Annotated in this window: 14 protein-coding genes; 5 read left to right on the top strand and 9 right to left on the bottom strand. The window is 69.9% G+C overall.

Annotated features, from left to right (window positions below; translation table 11 throughout):
• Positions 1–61 precede the first annotated feature (61 nt).
• Positions 62–1,039: an NAD(P)H-dependent flavin oxidoreductase gene (locus PMI01_RS06850; protein ID WP_007666040.1), complete on the top strand. Its 978-nt coding sequence runs from the start codon at positions 62–64 to the stop codon at positions 1,037–1,039.
• A gap of 159 nt (positions 1,040–1,198) precedes the next feature.
• The gene (locus PMI01_RS06845; protein WP_007666038.1) at positions 1,199–3,403 is read left to right on the top strand and encodes a putative bifunctional diguanylate cyclase/phosphodiesterase; all 2,205 of its coding nucleotides are present in this window, start codon (positions 1,199–1,201) and stop codon (positions 3,401–3,403) included.
• A gap of 29 nt (positions 3,404–3,432) precedes the next feature.
• Here PMI01_RS06845 and PMI01_RS06840 read toward each other — a convergent pair whose 3' ends face one another.
• From PMI01_RS06840 to PMI01_RS06810, 7 genes are all read right to left on the bottom strand, one after another.
• Positions 3,433–4,026 carry a hypothetical protein gene (locus PMI01_RS06840; RefSeq protein WP_007666036.1) on the bottom strand — a complete coding sequence of 198 codons (594 nt, stop codon included), beginning with the start codon at positions 4,024–4,026 and terminating at the stop codon, positions 3,433–3,435.
• A complete protein-coding gene (locus tag PMI01_RS06835) occupies positions 4,023–5,273 on the bottom strand; it encodes a M48 family metallopeptidase (protein WP_007666034.1) in 1,251 nt (416 codons plus the stop codon). The genes PMI01_RS06840 and PMI01_RS06835 overlap by 4 nt, the downstream gene beginning before the upstream one ends.
• On the bottom strand, positions 5,273–5,965 hold the full coding sequence (locus PMI01_RS06830) for a hypothetical protein (RefSeq protein ID WP_007666032.1): 693 nt from the start codon (positions 5,963–5,965) through the stop codon (positions 5,273–5,275). Before PMI01_RS06830 ends, PMI01_RS06835 begins: the two co-directional genes overlap by 1 nt.
• Before the next feature lie 57 nt (positions 5,966–6,022).
• Entirely contained in the window at positions 6,023–7,069 is a 1,047-nt protein-coding gene (locus PMI01_RS06825; protein WP_007666031.1) for a beta-eliminating lyase-related protein, read from the bottom strand.
• A gap of 7 nt (positions 7,070–7,076) precedes the next feature.
• The gene (locus PMI01_RS06820) at positions 7,077–7,484 is read right to left on the bottom strand and encodes a GFA family protein (protein WP_007666029.1); all 408 of its coding nucleotides are present in this window, start codon (positions 7,482–7,484) and stop codon (positions 7,077–7,079) included.
• A gap of 94 nt (positions 7,485–7,578) precedes the next feature.
• The gene (locus PMI01_RS06815; protein ID WP_007666027.1) at positions 7,579–9,297 is read right to left on the bottom strand and encodes a serine hydrolase domain-containing protein; all 1,719 of its coding nucleotides are present in this window, start codon (positions 9,295–9,297) and stop codon (positions 7,579–7,581) included.
• A 92-nt stretch (positions 9,298–9,389) separates the two neighbouring features.
• Positions 9,390–10,547, bottom strand: a complete 1,158-nt coding sequence (locus tag PMI01_RS06810; RefSeq protein WP_007666026.1) for an epoxide hydrolase family protein — start codon at positions 10,545–10,547, stop codon at positions 9,390–9,392.
• A gap of 139 nt (positions 10,548–10,686) precedes the next feature.
• Between PMI01_RS06810 and PMI01_RS06805 the strand changes: the two genes are divergently transcribed.
• On the top strand, positions 10,687–12,495 hold the full coding sequence (locus tag PMI01_RS06805; RefSeq protein ID WP_007666024.1) for a PD40 domain-containing protein: 1,809 nt from the start codon (positions 10,687–10,689) through the stop codon (positions 12,493–12,495).
• 4 nt (positions 12,496–12,499) lie between these two features.
• Here the strand turns inward: PMI01_RS06805 and PMI01_RS06800 are convergent, their stop codons facing one another.
• Both PMI01_RS06800 and PMI01_RS06795 read right to left on the bottom strand, forming a co-directional pair.
• A complete protein-coding gene (locus PMI01_RS06800) occupies positions 12,500–13,396 on the bottom strand; it encodes an EamA family transporter (RefSeq protein ID WP_007666022.1) in 897 nt (298 codons plus the stop codon).
• Positions 13,397–13,443: 47 nt separating this feature from the next.
• Positions 13,444–14,001: a TetR/AcrR family transcriptional regulator gene (locus PMI01_RS06795; protein WP_255348030.1), complete on the bottom strand. Its 558-nt coding sequence runs from the start codon at positions 13,999–14,001 to the stop codon at positions 13,444–13,446.
• A 145-nt stretch (positions 14,002–14,146) separates the two neighbouring features.
• Here PMI01_RS06795 and PMI01_RS06790 point away from each other — a divergent pair, with 145 nt between their 5' ends.
• Positions 14,147–15,532 carry a carotenoid oxygenase family protein gene (locus PMI01_RS06790; RefSeq protein ID WP_007666019.1) on the top strand — a complete coding sequence of 462 codons (1,386 nt, stop codon included), beginning with the start codon at positions 14,147–14,149 and terminating at the stop codon, positions 15,530–15,532.
• 176 nt (positions 15,533–15,708) lie between these two features.
• On the top strand, positions 15,709–16,764 hold the full coding sequence (locus tag PMI01_RS06785; RefSeq protein ID WP_007666017.1) for a DUF2855 family protein: 1,056 nt from the start codon (positions 15,709–15,711) through the stop codon (positions 16,762–16,764).
• Positions 16,765–16,790 lie beyond the last annotated feature (26 nt).

Below are 16,790 nucleotides of genomic sequence, written 5' to 3'. Positions count from 1 at the left end.
GCCCCTTGCCTCCCCCTAACGTCATCCGGCCATACTCCCGAAAAATCAGAGGGAGCCGCCCATGGCCATCAAGACCCGCTTCACCGAGCTGTTCGGCGTGGAGCATCCGATCGCCCAGGGCGGCATGCAGTGGGTCGGCACGGCGCCGCTGGTTTCGGCGGTGGCCAACGCCGGGGCCCTGGGCTTCCTGACCGCCCTGACCCAGCCGACCCCCGAAGAGCTGACGAGGGAGATCGCCCGCACCCGCGACCTCACCGACAAGCCGTTCGGCGTCAACCTGACCATCCTGCCGGCCATCAAGCCGCCGCCCTACGCCGAGTATCGCGCCGCGATCATCGAGGCCGGGATCAAGATCGTCGAGACCGCCGGCTACAAGCCGCAGGAGCATGTCGACGACCTCAAGGCCCACGGCATCAAGGTGATCCACAAGTGCACCGCCGTGCGCCACGCCCTGAGCGCCGAGCGGATGGGCGTCGACGCCATCTCGATCGACGGCTTCGAATGCGCCGGCCACCCGGGCGAGGACGACATCCCCGGCCTGGTGCTGATCCCGGTGGCGGCGGCCAGGGTGAAGATCCCGATGATCGCCTCGGGCGGGTTCGGCGACGCGCGCGGCCTGGTGGCGGCCCTGGCGCTCGGCGCCGACGGCGTCAACATGGGCACCCGCTTCTGCGCCACCCAGGAGGCGCCGATCCACGACAACTTCAAGCAGGCCATGGTCGCCAATGACGAGCGCGCCACCGACCTGATCTTCCGCACCCTGCACAACACCGCCCGGGTGGCGCGGAACGCCGTCAGCCAGCAGGTCGTGGCCATCGAACGGGCCGGCGGGGCCAAGTTCGAGGACGTCGCCCACCTGGTGAAGGGCGTGCGTGGCCGCGAAGGCCTGCTCAGCGGCGACACCGACCACGGCGTCTGGTCGGCCGGCATGGTCCAGGGCCTGATCCACGACGTGCCGACCGTGCGCGAGCTGATCGACCGGATCATGAACGAGGCCGAGGGGATCATCCGTGGCCGGTTGATGGCGATGGCGGGGTAGGCGGAGCGGGCGTCAGCGGCGCCAGTTGGGTCACGGTAAACACCCCGGCAAACACTGTGACGTCCGCGTGAAGTTTTCACGAAATAGCGGCCCGCGCGGCCCGAATTAGCACAGCGTTAGGCGAGAAATGGTCCCTCCAGGGTCAAGTGGAGGCGTTGCATGTTCACCCTGCGAGACACCGTGTCGTCCCTGGCCCCGGCCCGCGCCGACGACCTGGGCAAGACGCTGTACGAGCGGTTCCGCGAGGAGCCCGACACCCTGATCGTGCCGGTGCTGGACGACGAGGACCGGCCGATCGGCCTGGTCGAGCGCAACGCCTTCTTCCTGCGCATGGCCGCCGAATACGGCCGCGCCCTCTACGCCCTGCGACCGATCTCGGTGCTGATGGACCCCGCGCCGCTGATGGTCGAGGCCGATGTCGAGCTGGCGGCCTTCACCAGCGACAGCCTGTCGTACCGGGCCAGCGACCTGCTGCGCGGCTTCATCGTCACCGATGGCGGGCGCTATCTGGGGGTCGGCACGGTGCTGGGCCTGCTGCAGGCCGCCAACGAGACCAACCGCCGGGGTGTCGAGGCCCTGGCCGCGGCCAAGGCCAGCGCCGACCAGGCCCATACCTTCATGACCGCGGTGGTCGAGGCCATCCCGTCGATGGTGTTCGTCAAGCGGGCCGACGACCACACCTATGTGCTGCTCAACCGGGCCGGCGAGAAGATCCTGGGTCACGCCCGCGCCGACATGATCGGTCGCACCGACGCCGACTTCTACCCGGCGGAACAGGCGGCGATCTATCGCGAGCGCGACGCCGAGGTGATCTCGTCGGGCGAGGTGCGGGTGATCGAGGAGGACCATGTGCCGCGCAAGGACGGCTCGATCGCCCTGCTGCGCACCAAGAAGATCGCCATCCCCGGCCCCGACGGCCAGGCCGAATACCTGCTGGGCGTCTCCGAGGACATCGCTGAGCGCAAGCGGGCCGAGGCCCAGATCGCCCGCCTGGCCCACTATGATCCGCTCACGGATCTTCCCAATCGCCTGCTGTTCCAGAAGGACCTGTCCTCGGCCCTCGCCCGCGCCGCGCGGCGCGAGGACCTGGTGGCGGTGCACTGCATCGACCTGGACCGCTTCAAGACCGTCAACGACACCCTGGGCCATCCGATCGGCGACGCCCTGCTGCGGGCCGCCGCCGAGCGCCTGCGCGGCTGCGTGCGCGAAGGCGACACCGTGGCCCGGGTGGGTGGCGACGAGTTCGCGGTGGTCCAGACCGGCCTGACCGACCTGTCGGACGCCACCCGCCTGGCCAGCCGCATCGTCGAGGCCCTGGCCCAGACCTTCGACCTGCAGGGCCACCAGGTGATGATCGGGGCCAGCGTCGGCGTCGCCATGTCGCCCAATGACGGCTCCGACAGCGACGAGCTGCTGAAGAAGGCCGACATGGCCCTCTACCGCGCCAAGGCCGACGGCCGCGGCGCCTTCCACTTCTTCGAACGGGCCATGGACGAGCAACTGCAAGCCCGTCGGGCCCTGGAGCTGGACCTGCGTCTGGCCCTGGCCGAGGGTCAGTTCACCCTGCACTACCAGCCGCTGTTCAGCCTGGGCGCCGACCGGGTGATGGGCTGCGAGGCGCTGCTGCGCTGGAACCATCCGACCCGCGGCATGGTCTCGCCCGCCGACTTCATCCCGCTGGCCGAGGAGATCGGCCTGATCAACCCGCTGGGCGAGTGGGTGCTGCGCGAGGCCTGCCGCGAGGCGGCCGGCTGGCCCGAGCATGTGCGGTTGGCGGTCAACCTGTCGCCGGCCCAGTTCCGTGACAAGCACCTGGTCGGCACCGTGGTCTCGGCCCTGGCCGTCTCGGGCCTGCCGGCCGAGCGGCTGGAGCTGGAGATCACCGAGTCGGTGCTGTTGCAGGACAGCGTCGGCAACATGTCGATCCTCCACGACCTCAAGGCCCTGGGCGTGCGGATCTCGATGGACGATTTCGGCACCGGCTATTCGTCGCTGAGCTACCTGCGCAGCTTCCCGTTCGACAAGATCAAGATCGACCAGACCTTCGTCCGCGACATCCTCGACGACGCCGACGCCCTGGCGATCATCAAGGCCGTGCTCGACCTGGGCGCCAGCCTGGGTATCACCACCACGGCCGAGGGCGTGGAGACGGTGGAGCAACTGGACGAACTGCGCCGCCAGGGCTGCGGCGAGATCCAGGGCTATTTCATCAGCCGGCCGAAGCCGGCGGCCGAGATCGCGGCGATGCTGGGGGTGGCGGTGGCCCAGCAGGGCGGCCCCATCCTCACCTTCTCCCAAGGGGAGAAGGAGGGGCTCACGCTGCAGGCGTGGGGGGATGAGGGGGCAAGGCGGTTGGGGGCGTAACCCTCCCAACCGCTTCGCGGTCGGGTCCCTTAGGCCGCCGGCTTCACCGAGCCGATCACGGTCTCAACCTCGGGCAGTTCGACGGCGTAATAGTGCTCGGTCGGGGCGATGTAGAGCACGACATAGAGCTTGCCCGCCTTCTCGGCGACCAGCGCCGTGCCCGAGACGTCCAGGCCTTCCTTCGACTTGGCCTTGAGGTCGAAGCGCAGGCCGTCGCCACCGGCGAACTTGGCGGGGCGCAGGTCTTCGGTCTCGACCCGCTGGTAGTCCAGGGCCGCGACGCTGTCGGACACGAACTCGACCAGCTCGTTGGGCGCCATGCCGGCCCGGTAGGTCGGGGTCGGACGCTCCTTGGCCAGCGGTTTGACCATGAACTCGCCCGGCGCGAGGCCGTCGGTGACGTAGAGGCGGTTGAGCAGCGGGCCGTCCATCGACAGCAGCCGCACCTTGGCGGGGCGCTGGTACATGATGGCGCTGATGTCCGACCATTCGTGGCCGAGCGTCACCTGGGACGCCCCGACCTTGTAGGCGCCGGCCGGGGCGCTGGTGACGCTGACGCAGGCGCCCAGCGTCAGGGCGATGGCCGCCAGGGCCAGGGTCGAGCCGATCGACGAGGTCTTCATATGGCGCTTCCTTCGGAGAGTTTCTTGAGGCTGGCCTCGACCAGCCAGCGGTCCTGGGCGGCGGGCGCGCGGACCAGATAGGTTTCGTAGGCGGTCTTGGCGGCGGCCGTGTCGCCGGCCTGGAGGGCGAGGTCGCCGACGACCCGCCAGGTGGCGAGCGGGGCGTCGGCATGGGCGCCGGCGGCGACATAGGCCTCACGGGCCTTGACCAGGTCGTCGCCCTCGCGTCGCTGGCGATAGGCTTCGCCCCGATAGAAGGCCAGTACGCCCTGGTCCTCGCCCAGGTCCTCCAGTCGGCCGATCAGGGCCAGGCTTTCGCCGTAGTCGCGGCGGCGCAGGTCGTCCTTCAGCCAAGCGGCCAGGTGCGGGCGGATCACGGCGCGATAGGCCTTGCGGTCCCCGGCGCGCCCGGCCGGCGCGCCCGCCGCCAGGGTGTCCAGCGCCTTGACGCGCTCGATGCTCAGGGGATGGGAGTTGAAGATGCTGGCCCGGGCCGGCTGCTCGCGAACCTTCTTGAAGCTGGAGGCCTCGGTTTCGGCGATCTGCGCCCGCCAGATGCCGGCCGGAGCGGTCGGGTCGTATCCGGCCTTGGCCATGCGGCGGAAGCCCAGGGCGTCGGCTTCGCTCTCGTTGTCGCGCGAATAGCTGAAATAGGCCGCGACCGTGCCGAGATAGATGATGTCGTTGATCGAACCGGCGGCGCGCATGATGTCGTTGGCGCCCTGGTAGGAGCCCGAATTGACGGCCGCGCCGGCGGCGGCGACGGTCACCACCACCTGCAGGGCCAGGGCGCCGGCGGCCCGCGACTTGGTCGCGCGCCAGGATTCCAGGGTGTGGTTCTCGACGAAATGCCCGATCTCGTGGCCCAGCACGAAGGCCAGCTCATCTTCGCTCTGGGCCCGTAGCAGCAGGCCCGACCACACCTCGGTGTAGCCGTTGGGAGCCATGCTGGCGTTGAGGAACGGCCGGTCCATCACATAGACGCGGATCTCGCCGCAATATTCGGCGGCGAGCTTGCAGGCCAGGCCGCTGACATAGGCGTTGAGCGCCGGGTCGCGGTTGCGCTCGGCCGAGGCCTTGGCCTTCAGCTCGGTCTTGTCGGAAACCGACCAGATGCCGCCTTCGTCGGTGGTTTCGGCGGGGCGCAGGTTGGGCGCGCGAGGTTCGGCCTGCGCTGGGGCGACCAGCAGGGTCGCCGCGACGGCCAGCGCCCTCGCGCCCGCCAGGGGGCGGGCGAGGCGCGGCATTAGAGCGGCGCGTCCTTGAGCAGGGCCTTGGCGAAGGTCTTGGCGCCTTCCGGGTCGCGCATGTCCGAATCCGTCCCGGCCACGGCGAAATTGTACCAGACGACCTTGCCGGTCTTCAGGTCGACCAGCGAGACGAAGGCGGTCTGGTGCGCCGTCGGGATGCTGACGCCGAGCAGGGCCGCGCCGACCATCGCCGCCTTGCGCCCGCCGCTCGAGAACGCGCCCCGGCTGAAGGTGAAGAGGGCGTAGTCGGCGTCATAGGTCTGGCCCAGGGTCTGGGCGCCGGAGCCCAGGGTCCAGTCGAAGCTCTTCTTGGTCGGCAGCTTGTAGAGCCCGTAGTTGAAGCCCTGGATCGACGAGCCGACAGCCTCGTGCAGGCGCAGCAGTTGGGCGATCCTGGGTTCCTCGACGGCGGCGGGGTCGAGTTCGCGGAAGGTGTGCGACTTGCCGATCGTCGCGGCCTTCAGCTCTTGCTTGATGTTGTCGCGGGCCTGGCCCGACCAGTCGGCGCGCGGTTCGGAGAGACCGGTGACAGTCAGCAACGACAGCTCGATGTCGGGCTGGACGATCAGCACGCGCGCGCCGGTGGCCGGACGCGCGGCGGTCGGCGACTTGTCGGCCAGACGGGTGCTGGTGGTGGTGCAGGCGGCCATGAACAGGCACGCCACGATGGCGATGTTACGCAAGATCAAGATAGAAACCCCCGTTTCCCCCATCCACGGCGGTTCTCGTCATGGATGAGTACACGCTTAGCGTGACCGTGGGGCCTCGTCGAGCGCAATCTCGGCCAGGGCCGCGCCCAGTTCCTCGACCATCTCCGGCGTCGTCGCCCACGAGCACATGAACCGCGCCGTGCCGTCGAGGAACCGGTAGACGAACCAGCCCTTGTCCCGCAGCCGGGCCAGCGCCGCGTCGTCCATGTCGACGAACAGGCCGTTGGCCTCGACCGGGTGGCGCAGGGGGAAGGGCATCAGGGCCGCCAGCTTGCGCGCCATGGCGTTGGCGTGCGCCGCCCGCGCCGCCCAGGGGCCGCCGTCGTTCCCCTCGCCCAGCAGGCCCAGCCACGGGGCGGCCAGGAACCGGCCCTTGGAGACCAGCTGGCCGGCGTGCTTGAGCCTGGCGTCCAGGCGGCGACCGAGGGCCTTGTCGAGGAACACCACCGCCTCGGTCGGGGTCGAGCCGGCCTTGGTCCCGCCGATCACCAGGATGTCGACGCCGATCCTGGCCACCGACTTGAGGTCGAAGCCCGCCGCCACGGCGTTGGCCAGCCGGGCGCCGTCCAGGTGGACACCGTAGCCCTTGGCCTTGGCCGGGGCGATCAGGGCGGCCAGGTCGTCCTCGCCATAGACCGTGCCGTACTCGGTGGCGGTGGTCAGCGACAGGGCCGCGGCCGGCTGACGGTAGGAGACGTCGGGTTCGGCCAGCGCCGCTTCCAGGCTCGGCAGGGCGATCTTGCCCGAGGCGCCGGGAAGGCCGATCAGGCCCACGCCCTGGCCGAAGAAGCCGGGAGCGCCGGTCTCGTCGGTGCAGATGTGGGCGTGCTCGTGGGCCAGCACCGCCTCGTGCGGCCGGGCCAGGCAGGTCAGGGCGAAGGCGTTGGCCGCCGTGCCCGAGGCCGTGAACCGCACCTCGGCGTCGATGTCCAGCAGGGCGCGGATGCGGTCGGCGGCCAGGGCGCTGACATGGTCGGTCCCGTAGCCGGAAGCGGTCCCGGCATTGGCGGCGACCAGCGCCTCCATCACTTCCGGCATGGCGCCGGCGACGTTGTCGGAGGCGAAGTCGTAGCGGGCGGCCATGTGGATCCTAGCGGGGCGGGTTCTCGGGGAAGGCCGGGCGGGCCGGATCGATCGGATGCCACGGCGGGGCGGCGCTCGTCCAGAGGTGGACGGCCGGCTCCAGCGTCGAGTTGTCGTCCAGGCTGCCGGCCTTGACCGGCAGGAACGGCAGGGCCGCCTCGGACCACAGCGGCGTGCCGCATTCGGCGCAGAACACCCGCGCCACGTCGGCGCCGCTGCCGCCCGCGCGGACGAAGCGCTTGGGCTCGCCCTTGGTGATCCTGAAGCCGCTCTTGGGGGCCAGGGCCACATAGTTGGGGCCGCCGCCCGAGGCGTATTGGCAGGCCCGGCAATGGCAGACGCCGACGCCCATCAGATCTTCGGTGATCTCATAGCGGACGGCGCCGCACTGGCAGCCGCCTTCGAGCTTGGTCATGACGTTTCCCCTTATGGCCGCCTTGAAGCGCGCGGCCCTGTTGCCGGACATCCTGCACGAACAACTTGGGCGAGGCCACCGCCGCCAAGCCCGCTCACTGCCTGACGAACGCGATGTTGCGCGCCCCGTTCGCCCAGGCGGCGAAGCCGCTGACCTGTCCGCCTTCCGTGCGCGCGAAGACGAAGGTGGTCGTGCCCCGCAGGCGGGTGGTGAACCCGTCGGCGAAGCGCGGCTGCAGGCGCCATTCGACTGCAAAGGGCTGGCGCATGACCAGGGCGTCGCCCTGCTGGACCACGGTGATGCGGGTGTCGAGTTCGGCGCTGTAATAGGTCCCGACATAGGCGGCGAGCGCGGCGGCGTCGCTCCTGGCGGGCCGCACGGCGACGAACCTCTGGGTCACGCCGCCGTGGCTCACGGTGAGTTCGGCCGGGGCCCGGTCGGTCCGGACGAACCGCACGGCGTCGCCGTCGGCGCGCTGGAAGCGGTCGTCGCCCACGGGCGTCAGCACCTGGCGCGCGCCCTGGGTGAGGGTCAGCTGGCCGTTGGCGGCCTCCGTCTGGACCAGTTCGCCCGTGACGGGGTTGCGGAACAGGCTCTCGTACGGTGAGAGGTCGGCGATCGCCATTTGCGCCGCGGCGACCACCCGTGGCGCCGATACGGCGGAGGCGGCCGTGGCGCGGCCGGTCGCGACGAGCGCCTGCTGGGCGACGGCCCCGCCCAGCGAAACCGGATCGATCCCGCCGTTGTTGCACAGCACGACGACCGAGATCCCCTGGTCGGGATAGCGCCCCAGCCAGGTCTTGTAGCCACCGGTGGAGCCGCTGTGCGACACCCGCCGCCGGCCGTGGTCGGGGGCGAGCTCCAGGCCCAGGCCGTACTCGAGCGGCGCGCCGCCCTTCAGGCGTCCCGGGGTTTCCAGCGCCGCCACCAGGGCCGGGCCGCCGGGCAGGTCGGACGGCTTGTCGAGGAAGGCGTTCCAGCGCAGCAGGTCGCCGACCGTGGTCAGCAGGCCGCCGTTTCCGTAGACGTTGGTGAACGGCATGTTGGCGATGAAGCCGGTGTCGGCCGGGGCGTAGGCCGTGGCCCGGCCCGGAACGACGGTGCGGAAGTCCTCCCGCCAACGCGTCTGGCCCATGCCCAGCGGCCGGAACAGGCGCTGGTCGGTGAACGCCTGCAGGGTCTGGCCGCTGACCCGCTCGACGATGGTCGCCGCCAGGACGTAGTTGGTGTTGGTGTAGAGAAATTCCGTGCCCGGAACGAAGTTCAGACCCTTCTGGCGCGACGCCAGGTCGAGGATCGTGGCCTGGCCGTGCACCTGGGTTCCCGGCGGATCGCCGGCCAGGGCCAGCAGGCTCCATTGCTCGCGCAGGCCGCTGGTGTGGTTGAGCAGGTGGCGGATGGTGATCGGCGTCCCGAAGTCCGGCATCTCGGGCAGGTAGCGCCGGATGTCGTCGTCCAGGGTCAGCTTGCCGTCCTGGACCAGCAGCTGCATGGCGGCGGCGGTGAACTGCTTGGCCAGCGAGCCGCTCTCGAAGACGGTCCGCGCCGTGATCGGCTCCGGATGCTCCAGGTCGGCCAGGCCATAGGTCCTGATCAGCGGCGGCGCGCCCGCCACCGCCAGGCCCGCCGCGCATCCGGGGCCGGTGGGCGCGATGGATCCGAAGAGCCTGTCGAGGTCGGGCGCAGGCTTGGCGGCCTGCGCGAGGGCCCCAGTGGGCATGGCGGCGAGGGCTGCGGCCAGCAGCAGGCAACCGAAGGCCGCGGCCTTGGCCAGGCTGGGGCGACGCGGGGCGTGGTCGAGGCAGGTTGGCAAGTTGAAGCTCCGCTGTCGGACAGATCGTCCCGCCAGCGTGCGCAGCGTGAGATGTCCCCCAGGCAGCAGCTAGGGTGGGGCGCTTCTCCGGGTCAAATTACCTTTCGGACAGACGCGTCCCGGCCCCATGCGCGCACGTCGTCGACGAACAGCCCGGGCTCCTCCATCGCCGCGAAGTGGCCGCCGCGCGGCGGGTCGGTCCAGCGGACGATGTTGTAGGCCCGGTCGGCCCAGGAGCGCGGCGGCGGGGCGTAGATCGGCTCGCCCGGGAAGGCGGCGAAGGCGGTGGGCGTCTCGCAGCGCTGGCCCTCGGCCAGAACGACCCCGCCCTCCTCGAGCAGGCCGCGATAGTACCAGGCCCCGGTCGTGAAGCTGCCGGTCATCACATAGAGCATGATGTTGGTCAGCAGTTGGTCGCGGCTGAACACCTGGTCGAACGGCTTGCTCCGCAGGTCGGCCCAGTCGTGGAAGCGCTCCAGGATCCAGGCGGCCTGGCCGACCGGGTTGTTGGCCCCCAGCCAGGCGACCGACTGCGGCTTGCTGGCCTGCAGCCGGAAATAGGCGCCCATCAGGTCCATCATGCCGCCGAACCGGGTGAGCCAGGCGACCTCCTCGGCGTTCTGCGGCGGGCCCGGTGGACGCAGGCCGAACATGTTGAGGTGGATGGCCTTGACGTGCTGGCCGTGGTCGAGGCCCAGCCACGAGGTCACCAGCCCGCCCCAGTCGCCGCCCTGGGCCAGGTAGCGGTCATAGCCCAGCACGTCGGTCATCAGGGCGTTGAACAGCCGAGCCGTCGAGCGCTGGCCGATCGGCCGCGCCGGCTTGGACGAGAAGCCGAAGCCCGGCAGCGACGGGATCACCAGGTCGAAGGCGTCGGCCGGGTCGCCGCCGAACTTCGACGGGAAGGCCAGGGGTTCGACCGCCGCCCAGAACTCGTAGTGGCTGCCCGGCCAGCCGTGGCTGAGCAGCAGTGGCCGCTTGCCCTGGGCTTCCCCGACCACGTGGACGAAGTGCAGGTCGAAGTCCTCGACCCGGGCGGTGAACTGCGGGAAGCGGTTGAGGTCGGCCATGGCGGCGGCGACGTCGTAGCCGTCGGTCCAGTAGGCGCAGATCTCGCGCAGGAAATCGGCGTCGCAGCCATAGGCCCAGCCGCCGCCCTCTGGCGCGGGCGGGAAGTCGTAGGCGCGGACCTGGTCCAGGACCTTGCCGATCGCGGCGTCGCTCCAGGCCACCTCGAAGGGTTTCGGCATCACGTCCTCCCGTCCGTTTTCAGGAGGGTGACGCGGGTGACGTCGGGGCGGTCAAGCGCCAGGACTTTCCCGAAGACGCATCCATGGACTCCCTTGGAGCGGCGCCTGATACTCGCCCCAAGGTTTCGGGACATGCCCAATGAAAACGTTCGCGCGCGCCATCGCCGCCGTCGTCCTGGCCTGCGGCGTCTTCGCGACCGCCCATCACGTCCTGGCGGACCAGCCGGCCTATGAAATCGCCTTCGCGAGCTTCGCGCCCGTCAACAGCGACATCTTCATCGCCGACGCCGACGGAAGCCATGCGACGGCCTTCCTTCCCGACGCGGAACTCGACTCAAACGCCAGTTTTTCAAGTGATGGGCAGTGGGTCCTCTTCACCTCCCGGCGGGCGGGAACCTCGGACATCTACCGCGCCCATCTCGACGGCTCCGGACTGGAGCGCCTGGTGGCCTCGCCCGCCTATGACGACCAGGCCGCCCTGTCGCCGGACGGACGGTCGCTGGCCTTCGTCTCCAGCCGTGGCGGGCAAGCCGACATCTGGATCCTGGACCTCGCCAGCAAGGCGTTACGCAACCTGACCCACGATCCGGCGGGCGACTTTCGCCCATCCTGGTCGCCGGACGGACGGTGGCTGGCCTTCTCGTCGGATCGGGTTTCCGAGCATCCCCGGATTCCCGAGGGTGACTTCACGCTCCGGCACTCGACGGAAATCTACATCGTGAAAGTCGACGGCACGGAGCTGCGCCGCGTCACCCGCGACGGCCAGTTCGCCGGCAGTCCGACATGGTCGCCCGACGGCTCGAAGCTCGCCTTCTATGCGGCCACCCTCCCGGAGGTCCGCAACATCACCGCCGCGCGGCGCTTGCGCGGCGTCACCCAGATCGAAGCCGTCGACCTGGGAACCGGCGCGAGCCAGGTCCTGACCTCGGGGGCCGGCGAGAAATGGTCGCCGCATTGGCTGGCGCCCGACAGGATCGGCTATGTCAGCGGCGGGCCCGAAGGCGGCGTCGAGGCGACGGCGGGGCCCTCCGGCGCTCGGGGCGAGTTCAACAGTCCGAGCTGGTCGCCGGACGGTCGCCACATGCTGTTTCATCGCGAGGTCGATTCCACCTGGCCGCCGGATCGCCGCTGGGTTTCCCTCGATCCCAGGTTCGGGCTGAGGCGGGTCGGGATCTTCCCCTCCTATTCGCCCACCGGAGATCGCCGGGTCAGCAACGACAAGACCGCCGGCATCCTGCACAACAGCGTCCTGATGATGAACGCCGACGGATCGGGCGCTTCCGTCCTGTTCGGCGACGCCGAGAAGAGCGCGCTGGCTCCCAGCTGGTCGCGTCAGGGCGATCGGATCGCGTTCGGGCTGGGCCAGTTCTTCCAGGGCATCAAGGGGCCCGCCCAGGCCGACATCGCGGTGATCGACGCCCAGGGCGGCGGCCTGAAGCTGCTGACGAAAGGGACGGGGAACTTCGGTTTCCCGGACTGGTCCGGCGACGGTCGCCACATCGTCTATCGCCAGGCCGGGGCCGCCAACGCGCTGGACGTCGTCGACCTGGACAGTGGCGAGTCCCACGTTCTCCTGGCCGGCCCGGCGCACTACAACTTCCCCGCCTGGTCGCCGACCGCCGATGTCATCGCCTTCACCGCCGACATCGATGGCGACTACGAGATCTATTCGATCCGCGCCGACGGCTCCGGATTGAAGCGCCTGACCCGGTCGCCCGGCAACGACGCCCACAACGCCTGGTCGCCCGACGGTAAATGGATCGCTTTCGCCAGCGCGCGCGGCGGCTTCAAGGACGAGGCCCTGCTTCACCCGGCCAACCCGCAGCCCTACGGCGAGATCTACGTCATGCGGGCCGATGGCTCGGAGGCGCACGCCCTCACCGACGAGCCCTTCGAGAAGGGCACTCCGGCCTGGGCGCCGACGGGAAGGACCGCCGGACGCCGGTAGCGGTCTAGGCCGCCGCGATGAACCGCGCCCGCACCTTCGGCCACAGCATGTTGACCGCCAGCCCGGTCAGCACCAGCGCCGCCGCCAGCAGCTTCCAGCCCGGCAGGCTCTCGTGCAGCAGGATCGCCGAGGCCCCCATGCCGAACACCGGCACCAGCAGGGCCATCGGCGTCACCGTCGCGGCCGGGTGGCGGGCCAGCAGCCAGCCCCAGGCGGCGTAGCCGAACATGGTGTTGCCCACCGCCTGCCAGGCCACGGCGGCCCAGGTCAGGGCGTCGGCGTGGCGCACGCCCGCGACCATGGCCGGCCAGCCCTCCAGCCACAGCGACATCACAAACAGCGGCGGGATCGAGAACAGGCTGGCCCAGACCACATAGGCCAGCATGTTCACCGTCCCGGCCTGGCGGGCGACGATATTGCCGCCGGCCCAGCTGGCGGCGGCCAGCAGGATCAGCAGCACGCCCAGCGGCGTCGCGGCCCCGCCGCCGTGGGCGGCGATCAGCACGATGCCCGAGGCGGCCAGCAGCAGGGCGACGATCTGGAAGCCGCGCACCTTCTCGCCGCTGATCTTCATGGCCATGCCGATGGTGAAGAACACCTGGGTCTGGATGACCAGCGAGGCCAGGCCCGGCGAGATGTGGCCCTTCATGGCCACGAACAGCAGCCCGAACTGCCCCGCCCCGATCAGCACGCCATAGGCCGCCAGGTTGGTCCACGGAACCTTCGGCCGCTTGACCAGGAACACCATCGGCAGCAGCACCAGGGTGAAGCGCAGGGTGGCGAACAGCAGCGGCGGCAGGTGGTCCAGCGCCACCCGGATGACCACGAAATTGGTGCCCCACACCGCCACCACGGCCAGCGCCAGCAAGAAGTGGCGCAGGGGCAGGGGCGCGTCGGTCATGGCGAAGGATCCACGGAAGCTAGACTGACCCGGACTTGAACCCTGTTTCAGTCCGCCGCAAGGGCAAGGCCGCGCGACAGGGCCGAAATGGCCGTCATCCGCAGTTTTTCCGGGTCGATCGACGGCGACAGCTTGCCCGACAGCTGCAGCATCAGGCTGCCGTGCAGGATGGTCCAGAACAGGTGGCCGATCAGCTCGGCGTCGCCGCTCATCTGGCCAGCGGCGATCATCGCCTCGACATGGACGGTCATGGTCCGGCGGGCCCGGACGACCGCGGCCGTCAGTTCGGGATAGGCCTTCTCGGTCGGCTGGGTCAGGTCGAACATCAGCCGGTAGGCCTGGGGCTGGCCCAGGGCGAAGGCGACATAGGCCTGGCCGGCGTGGCGCGAGCGGGCGACCGGGTCGCCGGGCGCGGCCAGGGCCGCCTCGATGGCCTCGGCGAACCGGGTGAAGGCGGCGGTGCGCACCGCCGCCAGGATGGCGTCCTTGTCGGCGAAGTAGCGATAGGGGGTCATCGGGCTGACCCCCAGGGTCTGGGCCAGCTGGCGCATGGTCACGGCGTCTGGCCCGTGCTCGGCGAACAGCCCTTCGGCCGCGGCGCACAGCCGGCGGCGGAAGTCTTCGACATCGGCGGAGGAGAGAACGCGGGGCAGGTGGGCGAATCCCGGTTGACGACGATCATCTCTTACAGCATAAATTTACAACGTAAATCAAACGAAGCCATCAGGCTCGAAACGTGGGAGGTCCGTCATGGACGGCGAGGTTCGCATCAATCCCTATCTGGCCGGCAATTTCGCGCCGGTGCGCAGCGAGGACGATTTCGAGCTCCAGGTCGAAGGCGTCCTGCCGCCGGGCCTATCGGGCATGCTCTACCGCAACGGGCCCAACCCGCAGTTCGAGCCGCGCGACGGCAACTACCACTGGTTCGTCGGCGACGGCATGATCCACGCCTTCACGGTGGGCGACGGAAAACTGAGCTACAGGAACCGCTGGGTCCGCACGCCCAAGTGGGAAGCCGAGCACGCGGCCGGCCACGCCCTGTGGGGCAGCTGGGGCAACCCGATGACCACCGACCCGTCGGTGCTGGGCAAGGTCGACAGCGCGGTGGCCAACACCAACATCGTCCACCACGCCGGCCGGCTGATGGCCCTGGTGGAGTCCGCCGCGCCCTTCGCCATCAGCGAACACGGCCTGGATCCGCGCGGCTTCGTCGACTTCGGCGGCAAGGTCACCGCCCACCCCAAGACCGATCCGCTGACCGGCGAGATGGTGTTCTTCGCCTATGCCGACGATCCCATGCCGCTGTCCAGCAAGGTCAGCTGGGGCGTGGTCGACGCGGGCGGCAAGCTGGTCAAGCGCGAGACCTTCGAGGCGCCCTACTGCTCGATGATCCACGACTTCGCGGTGACCCGCGAGCATGTGCTGATCCCGGTCCTGCCCCTGACCGGCAGCCTGCAGCGGGCGATGAGCGGTGGCCCGGTGTTCGCCTGGGAACCCGACAAGCAGGGCCAGGTGGCGGTGATGCGCCGCGACGAGGGCGTGGCCGGCCTGCGCTGGTTCGACGCCCCGCCCGGCTACGTCTTCCACGTGATGAACGCCTATGACCATGACGGGACGGTGGTCGCCGACGTCATGCGCTACGCCTCGGCCCCCTTGTTCCCGCGCGCCGACGGAGCCCGGGGCGAGAACGCGGCGGCCTATCTGGTGCGCTGGACCTTCGACCTGGCGGCCGGAACCGTGAGCGAGACCCCGCTCGACGACCTGGCCGGCGAGTTCCCGCGCTTTGACGAGCGCCTGGCCGGACTGCCGTATCGTCACGGCTGGTTCGTCGGCCAGTCGCTGAAGCCGGGCGACTTCCGGGCCAACGTCCTGGCCCATATCGACCTGGAGACCGGCGCCCGCGCGACCTTCGTCCTGCCGGAGGGCGACGCGATCTCCGAAGCCGTCTTCACCCCCGCGTCTTCCGAGGCGCCGGAGGGTCAAGGCTGGCTGACGGCGGTGATCTATCGCGGCCGCGACGACGTCAGCGAGTTCGTGGTGTTCGACGCCCAGGACGTCGCGGCCGGACCGGTGGCCTTGGCGCGACTGCCGCGCCGGGTGCCGTTCGGGTTCCATGGCAACTGGGTGAACGGATAAGAATTCAAACGAACGTTTGACGTCTTGTCACGAAACGCGGTTAGCTGGGCGCGGCGCTAGAGCGCTTCCCGACCTGATTGCATCAGGCCAGGCGCTCTAGCTTCGTGTTTTGGCGCGTTTTCTTCACGCGAACCGGTATCCACTTCGCTTGAAAACGCTCTAGGGGAGCAACGACCATGGCCAGCTGGGATCTCCTGATCGACAAGAGCGACCTGCGGCGGGCGAGCATCGCGCCCGCCGTCGTTGCCGACCTCGGCGAAGGCCAGGCGCGGCTGGCGATCGAACGCTTCGCCCTGACCGCCAACAACATCACCTACGCGGTGTTCGGCCAGGCCATGCGCTACTGGGACTTCTTCCCGGCGGTCGAGGGGCAGGGGCGGATCCCGGTCTGGGGCTATGCGACGGTCGAGGCCTCGAACCATCCCGATCTCGCCGTCGGCCAGCGCTTCTACGGCTATTATCCGATGTCGACCCATCTGACGGTGACGCCGCGCAAGACGCGCGGCGGCTTCGCCGATGTCGCGCCGCACCGCGTCGACCTGCCGCCGGTCTACAACCAGTACCAGTTGGCCGCGCCCGCGCCGCTGGACGACCATCAGGCGCTGCTGCGGCCGCTGTTCATCACCGGCTTCCTGATCGAGGACTTTCTCGATGAGAACGAGCTGTTCGGCGCGCGGTCGGTCGTGTTGACCAGCGCCTCGTCGAAGACCGCGATCAGCCTGGCCTTCCGGCTCAAGCAGCGCGGCAAGGCGCGCGTGGTTGGCCTGACCTCGTCCCGCAACGCCGCCTTCGTCGAGGCCCTGGGCTATTACGACCAGGTGGTGACCTATGACGCGGTTCCCACGGCGCCGATCGAGGAACCGGTGGTGGTCGTCGATTTCGCCGGCGACGCGCCGCTGCTGCGCGCCGTGCACGAACGGTTCGGCGACGCCCTGGCCTATTCCTGCCTGGTCGGCGGCACCCATTGGGAGGCCGAGCGTGGCGGCGGCGACCTGCCGGGCCCCAAGCCGATCTTCTTCTTCGCCCCCGACCGCATCCGCAAGCGCGCCGCCGACTGGGGGCCGGGCGGCCTGGACCAACGCCACGACGCGGCCTGGGCCCCGTTCGTCGCTGACGCGCCGAGGTGGATGACGGTCGCGCATGGCGTGGGGGCATCGGCCATCGCCGAGGTCTACCAGGCGGTGCTGGAAGGCCGGGCCGGGCCGGAAGCGGGGCATATCCTCCAACCTTGACCCCTCTCCCCTCCGGGAGAGGGGTC

The organism is Caulobacter sp. AP07 (genome assembly GCF_000281955.1).
Taxonomy (GTDB): domain Bacteria; phylum Pseudomonadota; class Alphaproteobacteria; order Caulobacterales; family Caulobacteraceae; genus Caulobacter.
This window is presented reverse-complemented; position numbering and strand designations above follow the sequence as displayed.

Bases quoted from the DNA above. Each gene is read 5' to 3' on its own strand.
- PMI01_RS06850 (WP_007666040.1), top strand. From the start codon at position 62: ATGGCCATCAAGACCCGCTTCACCGAGCTGTTCGGCGTGGAGCATCCG.
- PMI01_RS06845 (WP_007666038.1), top strand. From the start codon at position 1,199: ATGTTCACCCTGCGAGACACCGTGTCGTCCCTGGCCCCGGCCCGCGCC.
- PMI01_RS06840 (WP_007666036.1), bottom strand. From the start codon at position 4,026: ATGAAGACCTCGTCGATCGGCTCGACCCTGGCCCTGGCGGCCATCGCC.
- PMI01_RS06835 (WP_007666034.1), bottom strand. From the start codon at position 5,273: ATGCCGCGCCTCGCCCGCCCCCTGGCGGGCGCGAGGGCGCTGGCCGTC.
- PMI01_RS06825 (WP_007666031.1), bottom strand. From the start codon at position 7,069: ATGGCCGCCCGCTACGACTTCGCCTCCGACAACGTCGCCGGCGCCATG.
- PMI01_RS06820 (WP_007666029.1), bottom strand. From the start codon at position 7,484: ATGACCAAGCTCGAAGGCGGCTGCCAGTGCGGCGCCGTCCGCTATGAG.
- PMI01_RS06810 (WP_007666026.1), bottom strand. From the start codon at position 10,547: ATGCCGAAACCCTTCGAGGTGGCCTGGAGCGACGCCGCGATCGGCAAG.
- PMI01_RS06805 (WP_007666024.1), top strand. From the start codon at position 10,687: ATGAAAACGTTCGCGCGCGCCATCGCCGCCGTCGTCCTGGCCTGCGGC.
- PMI01_RS06800 (WP_007666022.1), bottom strand. From the start codon at position 13,396: ATGACCGACGCGCCCCTGCCCCTGCGCCACTTCTTGCTGGCGCTGGCC.
- PMI01_RS06790 (WP_007666019.1), top strand. From the start codon at position 14,147: ATGGACGGCGAGGTTCGCATCAATCCCTATCTGGCCGGCAATTTCGCG.
- PMI01_RS06785 (WP_007666017.1), top strand. From the start codon at position 15,709: ATGGCCAGCTGGGATCTCCTGATCGACAAGAGCGACCTGCGGCGGGCG.